11 protein-coding genes are annotated in these 13488 nt (G+C 67.3%); 6 read left to right on the top strand and 5 right to left on the bottom strand.

Annotation, left to right across the window (positions count from 1 at the left end):
* Positions 1-15: 15 nt before the first annotated feature.
* The 6 genes from FBY39_RS12950 to FBY39_RS12925 all read left to right on the top strand — a co-directional run bounded on the left by FBY39_RS12950 (position 16) and on the right by FBY39_RS12925 (position 6597).
* Positions 16-606 (top strand): DUF3000 domain-containing protein, encoded by a 591-nt coding sequence (locus FBY39_RS12950; RefSeq protein WP_141932677.1) that lies wholly within the window; start codon positions 16-18, stop codon positions 604-606.
* Positions 599-1798: an HRDC domain-containing protein gene (locus FBY39_RS12945; protein WP_141932676.1), complete on the top strand. Its 1200-nt coding sequence runs from the start codon at positions 599-601 to the stop codon at positions 1796-1798. The genes FBY39_RS12950 and FBY39_RS12945 overlap by 8 nt, the downstream gene beginning before the upstream one ends.
* Positions 1799-1872: 74 nt before the next feature.
* Positions 1873-3078, top strand: coding sequence for a thiolase family protein (locus tag FBY39_RS12940; protein ID WP_141932675.1), 1206 nt, complete (start codon positions 1873-1875; stop codon positions 3076-3078).
* Positions 3079-3087: 9 nt separating this feature from the next.
* The gene (locus FBY39_RS12935; RefSeq protein ID WP_141932674.1) at positions 3088-5229 is read left to right on the top strand and encodes a 3-hydroxyacyl-CoA dehydrogenase NAD-binding domain-containing protein; all 2142 of its coding nucleotides are present in this window, start codon (positions 3088-3090) and stop codon (positions 5227-5229) included.
* 154 nt (positions 5230-5383) lie between these two features.
* A complete protein-coding gene (locus tag FBY39_RS12930) occupies positions 5384-6067 on the top strand; it encodes a TetR/AcrR family transcriptional regulator (protein WP_141932673.1) in 684 nt (227 codons plus the stop codon).
* Positions 6064-6597 carry a hypothetical protein gene (locus tag FBY39_RS12925; RefSeq protein ID WP_141932672.1) on the top strand — a complete coding sequence of 178 codons (534 nt, stop codon included), beginning with the start codon at positions 6064-6066 and terminating at the stop codon, positions 6595-6597. The genes FBY39_RS12930 and FBY39_RS12925 overlap by 4 nt, the downstream gene beginning before the upstream one ends.
* An 18-nt stretch (positions 6598-6615) precedes the next feature.
* On the opposite strand, the gene dxs is transcribed toward FBY39_RS12925, so the two are convergent.
* The 5 genes from dxs to dut all read right to left on the bottom strand — a co-directional run bounded on the left by dxs (position 6616) and on the right by dut (position 13470).
* A complete protein-coding gene (dxs, locus tag FBY39_RS12920) occupies positions 6616-8574 on the bottom strand; it encodes a 1-deoxy-D-xylulose-5-phosphate synthase (RefSeq protein WP_141932671.1) in 1959 nt (652 codons plus the stop codon).
* 95 nt (positions 8575-8669) lie between these two features.
* Positions 8670-11504 (bottom strand): aconitate hydratase, encoded by a 2835-nt coding sequence (locus tag FBY39_RS12915; protein WP_141932670.1) that lies wholly within the window; start codon positions 11502-11504, stop codon positions 8670-8672.
* A gap of 141 nt (positions 11505-11645) precedes the next feature.
* Positions 11646-12431: a DUF3159 domain-containing protein gene (locus FBY39_RS12910; protein ID WP_141932669.1), complete on the bottom strand. Its 786-nt coding sequence runs from the start codon at positions 12429-12431 to the stop codon at positions 11646-11648.
* Positions 12428-13024 (bottom strand): DUF3710 domain-containing protein, encoded by a 597-nt coding sequence (locus FBY39_RS12905; RefSeq protein WP_141932668.1) that lies wholly within the window; start codon positions 13022-13024, stop codon positions 12428-12430. The genes FBY39_RS12910 and FBY39_RS12905 overlap by 4 nt, the downstream gene beginning before the upstream one ends.
* Positions 13021-13470, bottom strand: a complete 450-nt coding sequence (gene dut / locus FBY39_RS12900) for a dUTP diphosphatase (protein WP_186336954.1) — start codon at positions 13468-13470, stop codon at positions 13021-13023. The genes FBY39_RS12905 and dut overlap by 4 nt, the downstream gene beginning before the upstream one ends.
* Between the last annotated feature and the right edge of the window lie 18 nt (positions 13471-13488).

Here is a 13488-nt window from a genome sequence, read left to right as displayed (position 1 = left end):
CTCTAGTCTGTCCGCGTGGCAGACCAGCGTCCCCCCGCGTCTCCGCCTGCGTTCGAGTCGGCGGCGGACGAGGTTCGCGCGACCCTGTTTCGCGATGATCTGACCGTTCGCGAGATCCCGGCGCCCGCGGGTCTCGCCTCGGATGCGATCGCGCTCGCGGGTGATGTCCGGCCGGAAGCGGAGGATGGCGAGTCCGCCTACGGCACGGGCCGTTTCATCCTGCTCCACGACCCGGACGAGCCGAGTCCGTGGAACGGGCCATGGCGGATCGTCTGCTTCGCGCAAGCGCCGCTCGAGCCCGACATCGGTACAGATCCACTCCTCGCCGACGTCGCCTGGGCGTGGCTGACGGATGCTCTCGCGTCACGTGGGGCGGTGTTCCACTCCGAGTCGGGCACGGCGACCAAAACGCTCTCGAAAGGTTTCGGGTCACTCGCCGCTGAGGGCGACGGTGCACAGATAGAGTTGCGAGCCTCATGGTCGCCCGAAGGCCCATTGACGCCCCACGTCGAGGCCTGGGCCGAACTCGTCTGCATGCTGGCGGGACTCCCGCCTGGTTCTGAAGGGATCGCAATGCTCGCTGCGCGCAGGTCGGCACGTGGCTGACTACACCGTGATCGAGGATGCCGCGGGGCTGGCCGCCGCAGCGGAGACCCTCGCGGCAGGTCACGGGCCTGTCGCGGTCGACGTCGAGCGCGCGTCGGGCTTCCGCTACTCGCAACGCGCCTACCTCGTGCAGGTCTTCCGCCGCGGTGCCGGAGTCTTCCTGTTCGATCCGCCGCCCATCGGCGACTTCGCGCCGTTGCGCGCGGCCATCGGCGACGAAGAGTGGGTCCTGCACGCTGCCAGTCAGGACCTCCCCTCCCTGCGCGACATCGAGCTCGTTCCGCGAACGCTCTTCGACACGGAGCTCGCCGCGCGTCTCCTCGGGCATGAGCGTGTCGGCCTCGGTGCCGTCGTCGAAGACACGCTCGGGATCACGCTCGCGAAGGCGCACTCGGCCGCGGACTGGTCGACGCGCCCCCTTCCGCAATCGTGGCTCGAGTACGCCGCGCTCGATGTCATCCACCTCGTGGATGTTCGCGACGCCCTTGCCGCGGAGTTGCTCGAGCAGGGCAAGACCGGTTTCGCGGAGGAGGAGTTCCTCGCGACCCTCGAGCGCGAGCCGAAACCGCCCCGCGACGAGCCGTGGCGCCGTCTGAGCGGATTGCACACGGTGCGTGGCCGGAAGAACCTCGCCGTCGCGCGGGCGCTGTGGACCGCCCGCGAAGACTATGCGCGCGAGCAGGACATCTCGCCCGGACGGCTCGTGCCCGACCGCTCGCTCATCGCCGCCGTCCACGCCAACCCGGCGAGCAAGCACGATCTCGCTGCGGTGAAGGACTTCACGGGACGCGCAAGCCGTGCGCAGCTCGATCGCTGGTGGGCGGCGATCGTCGAGGGTCGCGCGTCGACCGACCTGCCGCTGGAGCGCGTGTCGTCCGGCGAATCGATCCCGCCGGCGCGTGCGTGGGGCGACCGCAACCCCGCTGCGGATGCGCGACTGAAGGTCGCTCGCCCGCGCGTCGAAGCCCGCGCGGAAGAGCTGCGGATGCCCACCGAGAACCTCCTGACGCCCGACCTCCTCCGTCGTGTGGCGTGGGCGCCGCCCTCACCGGCGACCGAGGAGACCATCGGATCAGCCCTCGCAGCGCTCGGTGCGCGTCCGTGGCAGATTGCCGAGACTGCACAGTTGATCAGCCAAGCCTTTGTCGATTCCGTGCAAGAGCCCGTGAGTGCGGTGGAAGACGCTTCGTAGGAATCCCCCACCCGGTTCTTCCCGGCTTCGCGTCGCTTCCTAGGCTTGCGGTAACCCAATTATCTGGAGGCAGAGTGGCCGAGATCTCGGACGTCTTCTTCGTCGATGGAGTGCGCACACCTTTCGGGCGCGCCGGCGAAAAGGGACAGTACTGGAACACGCGATCGGATGACCTTGCCGTCAAGGCGACGATCGGACTCATGGAGCGCAACCCCGGGCTCCCCAAGGATCGCGTCGACGACGTGGCGATCGCTGCGACATCGCAGACCGGTGACCAGGGCCTGACCCTCGGCCGGTCGGTGGCGATCCTCGCGGGCCTCCCGCAGACCGTCCCCGGCTTCGCGATCGACCGCATGTGCGCGGGCGCCATGACGAGCGTCACGACCATGGCAGGGTCGATCGGCGTCGGGATGTACGACGTCGCCCTCGCCGGTGGTGTCGAACACATGGGACACCACCCGATCGGAGGCAACGCCGATCCGAATCCGCGCTTCGTCGCGGAGCGGATGGTCGACCCCGGAGCACTCAACATGGGTGTGACGGCGGAGCGCATCTTCGATCGCTTCCCGCACCTCACGAAGGAGCGCAGCGACCGGTACGGCATGCGGAGCCAGCAGAAGGCGCAGGCCGCCTACGAGGCCGGCAAGTTCCAGCCCGACCTCGTGCCCGTGGCGATCAAGGACGCCGACGGCGCGTGGGGACTCGCGACCGAAGACGAGGGACGCCGTCCGCAGACGACGATGGAAGACCTCGCGGCACTCAAGACCCCGTTCCGCCCGCACGGGCGCGTGACGGCCGGCACGTCGTCGCCGCTCACCGACGGCGCCACGATGTCCCTCCTCGCGGGCGGCGGCGCCGTCAAGGAACTGGGGCTGGCCCCCAAGATGAAGCTCGTCTCGTTCGCGTTCGCGGGCGTGCAGCCCGAGATCATGGGCATCGGGCCGATTCCTTCGACGGAGAAGGCTCTCAAGAAGGCCGGACTCACGATCGACGACATCGGTCTGTTCGAGCTCAACGAGGCGTTCGCGATCCAGGTCATCTCGCTCCTCGATCACTTCGGCATCGCCGACGATGACCCGCGGGTCAACCAGTGGGGCGGAGCGATCGCTCTCGGACACCCCCTCGCGGCATCCGGTGTCCGCCTCATGATCCAGCTCGCGGCACAGTTCGCGGAGCGGCCCGACGTGCGCTACGGCCTCACGGCCATGTGCGTGGGGCTGGGTCAGGGTGGCTCGGTCATCTGGGAGAACCCGCATTTCGACGGCAAGAAGCGCAAGTAGGGCAGGGGTATGACCAACTACGACGACATCGACTTCTCGCCCATCCAGGCCCTCGCCGATGGCGAGGTCGTGACGCACTCCCCCGTGCGTGACATCCGCCTCCCCTCCGGCAAGGTGCTCGCGCTCATCACACTCGACAACGGGCGTGACCACAATCGTCCGAACACGCTCGGGCCAGCGACGCTGACGGAGCTCGGTCGGACGCTCGACGGACTCGCGGAGCGTGCCGCGCAGGGTGAGATCCACGCGGTCGGCATCACCGGCAAGCAGTACATCCTCGCGGCGGGCGCCGATTTGTCGGATATCTCGCGCGTCGGTTCGAAGGACAACGCCCGACTCATCGCACAGCTCGGGCACAAGGTGCTCGGCAAGCTCAGCGAGCTCGGCGTGCCGTCGTTCGCCTTCGTGAACGGTCTCGCGCTGGGCGGCGGTCTCGAGATCGCCCTCAACTCGACCTACCGCACGGTGGACGCCTCGGCGGCGGCGATCGCCCTCCCGGAAGTCTTCCTCGGGATCATCCCCGGCTGGGGCGGCGCGTATCTGCTCCCGAACCTCATCGGGATCGAGAACGCTCTCGAGGTCGTGATCTCCAATCCGCTCAAGCAGAACCGGATGCTCAAGCCGGCGCAAGCCTTCGACTACGGCATCGTCGACGCCATCTTCCCCGCCGCGGCCTTCCTCGAAGACTCGCTGCGCTGGGCGGACGGTGTTTTGGGCGGCGCCAAGGTCGAGCGCAAGAACGAGCCCGGCAAGATCGAGCGGGCCGTCAAGTGGCCCGTTGCGATCAAGATGGCGCGCGGCATGCTCGAGTCCAAGATCGGCACCGTCCCGCGTTCCCCCTACGTCGCGCTCGAACTGCTCGAGAAGGCCAAGAGCGGTACGAAGGCGGAAGGGTTCGCGCGCGAGGACGAAGCACTGGCCGAGCTGGTGACGGGCGATCAGTTCGCGGCATCCATGTATGCCTTCGATCTCGTTCAGAAGCGGGCGAAGCGCCCCGTCGGAGCCCCCGACAAGGAGCTCGCCAAGAAGGTCACGAAGGTCGGCATCATCGGTGCGGGCCTCATGGCGAGCCAGTTCGCGCTGCTGTTCGTGCGCAAGCTCCAGGTGCCCGTGCTCATCACGGATCTCGACCAGGCGCGCGTCGACAAGGGCGTCGCCTACATCCACGAGGAGATCGGCAAGCTCGAAGCGAAGGGGCGCCTCGACGGCGACGCGGCCAACCGGCTCCGCTCGCTCGTGACAGGGACCACGGACAAGAGCCTCTACGCGGACTGCGACTTCGTCATCGAGGCCGTGTTCGAAGAGGTCGGTGTCAAGCAGGCGGTGTTCGGCGAGATCGAGGCGATCGTCGCAGAGGACGCGATCCTGGCGACGAACACGTCTTCGCTCTCCGTCGAGGAGATCGGATCGAAGCTGCGGCACCCCGAACGACTGGTCGGGTTCCACTTCTTCAACCCGGTCGCCGTCATGCCCCTCATCGAGATCGTCAAGACGCCTCAGACGGCGGATGCTGCGCTGTCGACGGCGTTCGTCGTCGCCAAGGGCCTCGGAAAGAACGCCGTGCTCACGGCGGACGCGCCGGGCTTCGTCGTCAACCGGCTCCTCGCCAAGGTGATGGGCGAGGCGGCGCGAGCCGTCTACGAGGGCACCCCCGTCGAAGACGTCGAGAAGGCGTTCGCGCCGCTCGGGCTTCCGATGGGACCGTTCCAGCTCATCGACCTCGTCGGTTGGAAGGTCGCCGCTCACGTGCAGGACACGATGGTGCGCGCCTTCCCTGATCGGTTCTACGCGAACGAGAACTTCCACGCTCTCGCAGAACTCAGCGACGTGGTCGAGAAGGACAAGGGAGGCCGCGTCACCGGCTTCACCAAGTCCGCGGAGAAGGTCCTCAAGGGGCATGTCGGGAAGAATCCGGCGTCTGCCGACGCGATCCTCCGGCGCGTCCAGGACGGGCTCGCTCAGGAGATCAAGATCATGCTGGACGAGGGTGTCGTGCCCGAGGTCGAAGACATCGATCTCTGCCTCATCCTCGGTGCGGGCTGGCCGTTCATCGACGGTGGTGCATCCCCGTACCTCGATCGAGAGGGAGCGTCGGAGCGTGTCTTCGGTGCGACGTTCCACTCCCCCGTGATCAAGGGCATCGCCTCCTAGCGGCATCCTTTCGTCGAGGATCTCGCGCGATCGTGAGGAACGGCCCCGCGCATGCGTGGGGCCGTTCCTTCGTTCACTTGTCGCGAATGGTGGGCTCGGCTGACGCCGGCCCACCATTCGCGACAAGTGAACAGAGAATGCTACGTTTTCGAACGTGTTCAGTTCTGAGAAGCCACCTGCGACCAAGAGCGACCGTACGCGCGCCCACATCCGAGAGGTCGCCCTCGCGTCCTTTCGTGAACGCGGCTACGACGCCACGACGATCAGGCTCATCGCGCAAGAAGCGGGTGTGTCGGTCGGGACGACGAACTACCACTTCGCGAGCAAGAACAACCTCGTGCAGGAGCTCTACCTCGACGTGCAGAGGCAGCATCGGGATGCCGCAATGCCGCTTCTCGCCGATGCGCAGGTGCTGATCGATCGGCTCGAGGTCGTCTATCGGACCGGCATCGACCAACTTGCGCCGTATCACGCGCATGCGCCGGAGTTCCTGTCCGCTGCCGTCTCGCCGCGGTCGCCGATCAACCCTCTCTCCGCCGAGTCGGCGCCCGCGCTGGCGATCGTGGAGGGGCTCTTCCGCGACGCGGTCGAAGGGGCCGGCGACACACTTCCGTCGGACGTCCGCAGCGCTCTCCCCCACGCCCTCGTTCTCGCGCATCTCCTGCTGGCGCTCTTCTGGGTGTACGACTCCTCCCCGGGTCAGCGCCGGACTCGTGCGCTCGTGGAGCAGGGACTCCGACTGCTCAAGCTCGTCCTGCCGCTCACCAGGGTTCCAATGCTCCGCGCGCCCGTCCGACAGCTGCTCGCGCTGATCGCCGATGTCCGCGCAGGATCATGAAGACGTCGATCCGGACGGATGCCGAGCCGATGGCGTTCACGGCCGACGAGACGTGGGCGGGTGGATTCTGGTCCTGGCTGACCTTCGTCGGCCTGATGCTCGTGGCGCTCCTGGTGAGCCTCGCTGTCCCGATTGCGACGTCACCCACGCCGGGGGCGCTGCTGGCGGAGAGCTTCGGATGGTGGGTGCTGATACTGGGATTCGCTCTTGTTCTCGGCGGTGGGATATCGCTCATCGTGATGTTCTGCTGCCTGCCGATCGTGGCGCTCATCGCGCGAGCCCTCCGCCGCGTGGACCGTATACCCGTCCACATCGCCGTCTACGCCCTCTTGGGGGCCTCTATCGGCGTTGTCGCGGTGTTGGTCGCGACCCTCGTGCGGGATGGGACAGGGCGGGCATACATCGTCGAGGAGAGCCCCGTGCCATTCCTCACCGTCGTGATCTGCGCGGTGTCCCCCGTCGTCGGGTGGTGGCGAGCTTCTCGGGCAGCGCGACGCGAACGGGCGTCGCGCGCCTCATCGACGGTCTGAGCGTCCAGCCGGCGGGTCTCAGGATTCGACGGAGCGCGTGCGCACCCATTCCGCGACGTCGGTGATCTCCGGAGTCGCGGCGCGCGCCACCGGGATGCGAATCCCCAGCACCTGCGAGACGACGTCCTGCGCGATCCGTGCCGGTGTCAGCCCGGCGTCTTCCAGGATCTCTTCACGGCTCGCGTGGTCGATGAACTCATCCGGAACGCCGAGTTCGTCCACGGCGGTGTCGACGCCGGCCTCGCGCAGTACCTGACGCACCCGCGTCCCGATTCCGCCGACGCGGATGCCGTCCTCGATCGTGATGACGAGACGGTGGGATGCCGCGAGCTCGACGATCGACGGCTGCACCGGGATGACCCAGCGCGGGTCGACGACCGTCGCCCCGATCCCCTGCGCGCGCAGCCGCTCGGCGACGTCGACGGCCGTGTGGGCCATGGGGCCGATGCCGATCAGGAGCACATCCTGCGCTTCCGAACGGACCAGGACGTCGACACCGTCGTCGAGCCGCTCGATGGCGGGAAGCTCAGGACTGACCGTGCCCTTGGGGAAACGGACGACCGTGGGTGCATCGTCGACGGCGACCGCTTCGCGCAGTTCTTCGCGGAGTCGGATCCCGTCGCGCGGCACGGCGATCCGGATGTGCGGCACGATCTGAAGCATCGCGAGGTCCCAGATGCCGTGATGGCTCGGGCCATCCGGACCGGTCACGCCTGCCCGGTCGAGGACGAATGTCACGCCGGCGCGGTGGAGCGCGACATCCATGAGCACCTGGTCGAAGGCGCGGTTCATGAAGGTCGCGTAGATGGCGAGGACGGGGTGGAGTCCCCCGAACGCGAGACCCGCGGCCGAGGCGACAGCGTGCTGTTCGGCGATCCCGACGTCGTAGACACGGTCGGGGAACTGTTGCGCGAACGGCAGGAGTCCCGTCGGCCGGAGCATCGCCGCGGTCATCGCGATGACGTCGTCGCGCGACTCTCCCACGGAGACGAGCTCGTTCGCGAACACGTCGGTCCACGCCTCAGCGGTGGAGGCTCCCCCCACGTTCTTGCCCGTCAGGGGGTCGATCTTGCCGACAGCGTGGAACTGGTCCGCCTCGTCGTCGCGGGCGGGCTGATAGCCGCGACCCTTCTCGGTGATGGCGTGCACGATGACGGGTGCGCCGTACGACTTCGCGAGTGCGAGGGTCTCGAGGAGGGCTGTCAGGTCGTGTCCGTCCACGGGGCCGAGATACTTGATGTCGAGGTTCGAGTACAGCTCGGTGTTGTTGACGAAACGGGACAGGAATCCGTGCGTTCCCCCGCGCACTCCGCGGTATACGGCACGCGCGGCGGGTCCGAGCCTGCCGAACAGGCTCGCCGATCCCTCGTGGAGATTGCGGTAGGCGTCCGCCGTGCGCACCCGGTTCAGGTAGCGCGCCATGCCGCCGATCGTGGGGGCGTACGAGCGACCGTTGTCATTCACGACGATCACGAGGTTTCGATCGTTGTCGTCCGAGATGTTGTTGAGGGCCTCCCACGTCATTCCGCCCGTGAGCGAGCCGTCACCGACGACGGCGACGACGTGGCGGTCTTTTCGGCCCGTGCGCGTCAGTGCGCGCGAAACGCCGTCCGCCCAACTCAACGAGCTCGACGCGTGCGAGGACTCGACGACATCGTGGGGGCTCTCCGACCTCTGCGGGTACCCCGCGAGTCCGCCCCGGGCGCGAAGGCGCGAGAAGTCCTGACGGCCCGTGAGGAGCTTGTGGACGTACGACTGGTGGCCGGTGTCGAAGATGACGGGATCGTTCGGAGAATCGAAGACCCGGTGGATGGCGATCGTGAGTTCGACGACGCCGAGGTTGGGGCCGAGGTGACCCCCTGTGCGGGACACGTTCTCGACGAGGAAGCCCCGGATCTCGGCGGCGAGCTCCACGAGCTGGTCTGGTGTGAGCTCATCGAGGTCACGCGGCCCAGCGATCGATGACAGGAGAGACATCTCCGCTCCCTTCTATCGCGTCAAGTCGGTCAAGTCTATTCGGGAGAACTGCGAAGGGGCCGGGCTTGCGTGCCCGGCCCCTTCGTGTCTCCTGCTCAGACGAGCGAACGGAGGACGTACTGGAGGATTCCGCCGTTGCGGTAGTAGTCCGCCTCGCCGGGGGTGTCGATGCGCACGACGGCGTCGAACTCGATCGTCTGCTTGCCCTCGGGCGAGAACTCGCTCGGTGCCGCGGTGACCTTGACGGTCTTCGGGGTCGTGCCCTCGTTCAGCTGCTCGAGTCCCGTGATCGAGACGATCTCGGTTCCATCGAGGCCGAGCGACTCCCAGCTTTCACCGGCGGGGAACTGCAGCGGAACGACACCCATGCCGATGAGGTTGGAACGGTGGATGCGCTCGAAGCTCTCGGTGATGACCGCCTTGACGCCGAGGAGGCTCGTGCCCTTGGCCGCCCAGTCGCGCGACGAACCGGATCCGTACTCCTTGCCTCCGAAGATGACGAGGGGAACGCCGGCGGCCTGGTAGTTCTGGCTCGCATCGTAGATGAACGACTGCGGCCCGCCTTCCTGCGTGAAGTCGCGGGTGTAGCCGCCCTCCACGACGGCGCCGTCGTTCACGGCGCTGACGAGGAGGTTCTTGAGTCGGATGTTGGCGAACGTGCCCCGAATCATGACCTCGTGGTTGCCGCGGCGCGATCCGAACGAGTTGAAGTCCTTCTGCGCGACGCCGTGCTCGGTCAGATACTGGGCGGCGGGCGTGCCCGCCTTGATGTTTCCAGCCGGGCTGATGTGGTCGGTGGTGACCGAGTCGCCGAGCGTCGCCATGACGCGGGCACCGTGGATGTCGGCGACCGGAGTGAGCTCCATCGTCATGCCGTCGAAGTACGGTGCCTTGCGGACGTAGGTGGAGTCGGCATCCCACTCGAAGACGGGTCCCGTCGGCGTCGGTAGGTTGCGCCAGCGGTCGTCGCCGTCGAACACGGTCGCGTACTGCTTGATGAACTGCTCGCGCGAGATCGAGGAGTCCATGACTTCCTGTACCTCGTCGGGCGCCGGCCAGATGTCACGGAGGAACACGTCATTGCCGTCCGAGTCCTTGCCGAGCGGGTCGGTCTCGAAGTCGAAGTGCATCGAGCCGGCCAGCGCGTAAGCGACGACGAGCGGCGGCGAGGCGAGGTAGTTCATCTTGACGTCGGGGCTGATGCGGCCCTCGAAGTTGCGGTTGCCCGAGAGCACCGCCGTGACGGCGAGATCGTGCTCGTTGATCGCGGCGGAAACTTCTTCGATGAGCGGGCCGGAGTTTCCGATGCAGATCGTGCAGCCGTAGCCGACAGTGAAGAAGCCGAGGCCTTCGAGAGCCTTGTCGAGACCCGACTTCTCGTAGTAGTCGGTGACGACCTTGGAGCCGGGGCCGAGCGTCGTCTTGACCCAGGGCTTGCTCTTCAGGCCCTTGTCGAGTGCGTTGCGGGCGAGCAGTCCCGCGGCGAGCATGACCGAGGGGTTCGACGTGTTCGTGCACGACGTGATCGCCGCCAGCGTGACTGCACCGTTGTCGAGGATGTACTTCGTTCCCTCGGGCGTCGTGACCTTGACGGGCTTGGATGCCGCGGCGGGTCCTCCGCTCGAGATGTGGACTTCGCGCGTCTCCTCGTGCTCATCGCCCGGCGCTGCACCAGGGTCGGACGCGGGGAACGAGTGCTTCGACTCCAGATCGACGATGTCGTCCGAGGTCTGGCTCGATGCGTAGTTGAGGATGTCGTGCTCGAACTGAGTCTTCGCGTCGGTCAGGAGGATGCGGTCCTGCGGACGCTTCGGTCCGGCGATCGAGGGGACGACGGTCGACAGATCGAGCTCCATGAACTCGCTGAAGGCGAGCTCGCGAGCGGGGTCGTGCCAAAGCTTCTGCTCCTTGGCGTACGCCTCGACGAGTGCGACGGTCTGCTCGTCGCGCCCCGTGAGCCGCAGGTAGTCGAGCGTGACGTCGTCGATCGGGAACATCGCCGCGGTCGAACCGAACTCGGGGCTCATGTTGCCGATCGTGGCCCGGTTGGCGAGCGGGACGGATGCCACGCCCTCGCCGTAGAACTCGACGAACTTGCCGACGACCCCGTGCTTGCGGAGCATGTCCGTGATGGTGAGCACGACGTCCGTCGCCGTGACTCCGGCCGGGATCTCGCCGCTGAGCTTGAAGCCGACGACCCGCGGAATGAGCATCGAGACGGGCTGACCGAGCATCGCCGCCTCGGCCTCGATGCCGCCGACGCCCCAGCCGAGGACGCCGAGTCCGTTGACCATCGTCGTGTGCGAGTCGGTGCCGACGCACGTGTCGGGGTACGCGCGCAGGACACCGTCGACCTGGCGGTCGTAGACGACCTTCGCGAGGTGCTCGATGTTCACCTGGTGCACGATGCCGGTCCCGGGGGGCACCACCTTGAAGTCGTCGAAGGCGGTCTGGCCCCAACGGAGGAACTGGTAACGCTCTCCGTTGCGCTCGTACTCGATCTCGACGTTGCGCTCGAGGGCGTTCTCGGAACCGAAGAGGTCTGCGATGACGGAGTGGTCGATGACCATCTCGGCCGGCGACAGCGGGTTGATCCGGTTGGGATCTCCGCCGAGGGCTGTGACAGCCTCGCGCATCGTGGCGAGGTCGACGATGCACGGAACTCCGGTGAAGTCCTGCATCACGACGCGGGCCGGCGTGAACTGGATCTCGGTGTCGGGCTGTGCGTTGGGATCCCACGACCCGAGGGCCTCGATCTGCGCCCTCGTGACGTTGGCGCCGTCTTCGGTGCGGAGGAGATTCTCGAGCAGCACCTTGAGGCTGAACGGGAGCTTCTCGTAGCCGGCGACCGTGTCGACGCGGAAGATCTCATAGTCGGTGCTGCCGACTGTCAGGGTGCTCTTGGCACCGAAGCTGTCAACGGTGGACACGTGGCTCTCCTTCATCGGCTGCGAAGCGCGGCGCACACGCGCGCAACCCCCATCTTTCCCCTGCTGCAGGACCCTGGCTAGTGAGGGCGACCTAAGAGTGCGCGCTGGGGGATTTATCTTGACGTCAAGATAAATGTAGCACTACGCCGCCGAATCTGACTCTTCCGGCACGGTGCGGTACAAGGCGCGGACGACGAGCCACGTGACCGCGACGAGGGGCGCGAACAGCGGCAGGCCCATGACGAGCTTGAGGGTTCCCAGCGCCGTCACGTCGCCCGAGAAATAGAGCGGGACCTGAACGATGAGGCGTGCGGCGAACAGTGCTGCCCAAGCGATGGCCAACCAGAAGAACACGCGGCGCTTGCGCTTGTCGCGACGCCACGCGGTCCCCTCGCCCATGAGGAATCCGACGGCCAGACCGATGAGCGACCAGCCGACGAGCGCCGAGATGAGCAGAGCGGATCCGTAGGCGACGTTCGTGATGAAGCCCGGGATGAAGTTGTCCTCGCCACGGCCGGTGAGGAGCGAGAGTGCGGCGGCGGCACCCGTCGCGACGAGCCCGCCGATCGCGGCGCTCGGGGGTGTGCGCTGGATCAGGCGGACGACAGTGAAGACGAGCGCGAGACCCACCGACAGCCCGAGACTCAGGGGCAGATTCGCCGTCCCCGACGCCGCGTCGTAGGTGAGCGTCCAGGTGACGACGAAAACGAGCCCCGGGAGAACGGATTCGAGGATGCCGCGGAATCCCCCCATCGCACCCCAGACGACGTGTCCCGTGCTCTTGCCCTCGGCGGGATCGAGTCCCGCGCGTCGTGCGGCGCTTCCGAGTGCCGCACCGAGGGCTTCCGAAGCGCTGGGAGTTCCCGCCTCGTCAGGAGGCGGAGTCAGTGCAGGCCGGTCGTCGCCGGCCGAAGAGCGCTCGGTCACGCCGTTCCCGGGGTCGCCGGCATGCGCAACGGGATGAGGTCGCGCGGCGGCATCGGCGTGCCTCCGCGCACGACCACGATCGACCGGAAGAGCTCCTCGATCTTCGCCGCGGCCTCGACATCGGTCGTCCCGGCACCGCCGATGACGCCCCGAAGGAACCAGCGGGGGCCGTCGACCCCGACGAAGCGGGCCAAGCGCTTGCCCGACGCGCCGTCGGGACCCGAAACGGGGACTTCTGCGAGGAGTTCGGGGCCGAGCGGTCCTTCACGCTCCTCGACGCGGCCGCCCTGCTGGCGCACCTGCTGGCGGATCTGCTCGCGCGTCTCCTCCCACAGGCCCGTGGAGCGCGGAGCTGCGAACGGCTGGACCTGCAGCGTCGAGCCGGCGTAGTCGAGACCGACCGCGACGATCCGCTTCGACTGCTCCTCGACCTCGAGGCGCAGGTTCAGCCCCTCGCGCGGCAGGATCTTGATGCCGCCGAGGTCGATGTACGGCCGGACGGGGTTCGCCTCCGACTCGTCGAAGGGGCCTTCCTGGGCTCGGTCGTTCGGTGCGGCGCTTTCTGCGCCGGCGTTGGGGGTTCCATCGCTCATGCCTGGACTCCGTTCTGATAGCCGGTCGATCCGAAGCCGCCCTCGCCACGCGGGCTGTCGGGGAGTTCGTCGACCGGGATGAAGCGTGCGCGCGGAACCGGCAGCACGATGAGCTGCGCGATACGGTCCCCCGCGACGACGTCGTAGGCGTTCTGGGTGTCGGTGTTGAGGAGCGCGACCTTGATCTCGCCACGGTATCCCGCGTCGACCGTCCCCGGAGCATTGACGATCGTGATGCCGTGCTTGGCGGCTAGACCCGAGCGTGGCACGACGAAAGCGAGGTGGCCTTCGGGTAGGGCGATCCGCACTCCTGTCCCCACGAGTGCACGCTGTCCCGGTTCGAGTCGAATGCTCTCGGATGCCACAAGATCGGCGCCCGCGTCGCCCGGGTGCGCGTAGACGGGGATCTCGGGCGCGATAATGGGAACGTCCACGGTTTCGGTCACGCATCGAGGGTAATGCAG

The organism is Microbacterium sp. SLBN-146, assembly GCF_006715145.1.
Lineage (GTDB): Bacteria > Actinomycetota > Actinomycetes > Actinomycetales > Microbacteriaceae > Microbacterium.
The sequence above is the reverse complement of the archived record's forward strand: the minus strand, read 5'-3'. Positions and strand labels throughout refer to the sequence as shown.

Excerpts from the sequence above, each read along its gene's own strand:
- FBY39_RS12935 (WP_141932674.1), top strand. The coding sequence starts at position 3,088 with ATGACCAACTACGACGACATCGACTTCTCGCCCATCCAGGCCCTCGCC.
- FBY39_RS12925 (WP_141932672.1), top strand. The coding sequence starts at position 6,064 with ATGAAGACGTCGATCCGGACGGATGCCGAGCCGATGGCGTTCACGGCC.
- dxs (WP_141932671.1), bottom strand. The coding sequence starts at position 8,574 with ATGTCTCTCCTGTCATCGATCGCTGGGCCGCGTGACCTCGATGAGCTC.
- FBY39_RS12905 (WP_141932668.1), bottom strand. The coding sequence starts at position 13,024 with ATGAGCGATGGAACCCCCAACGCCGGCGCAGAAAGCGCCGCACCGAAC.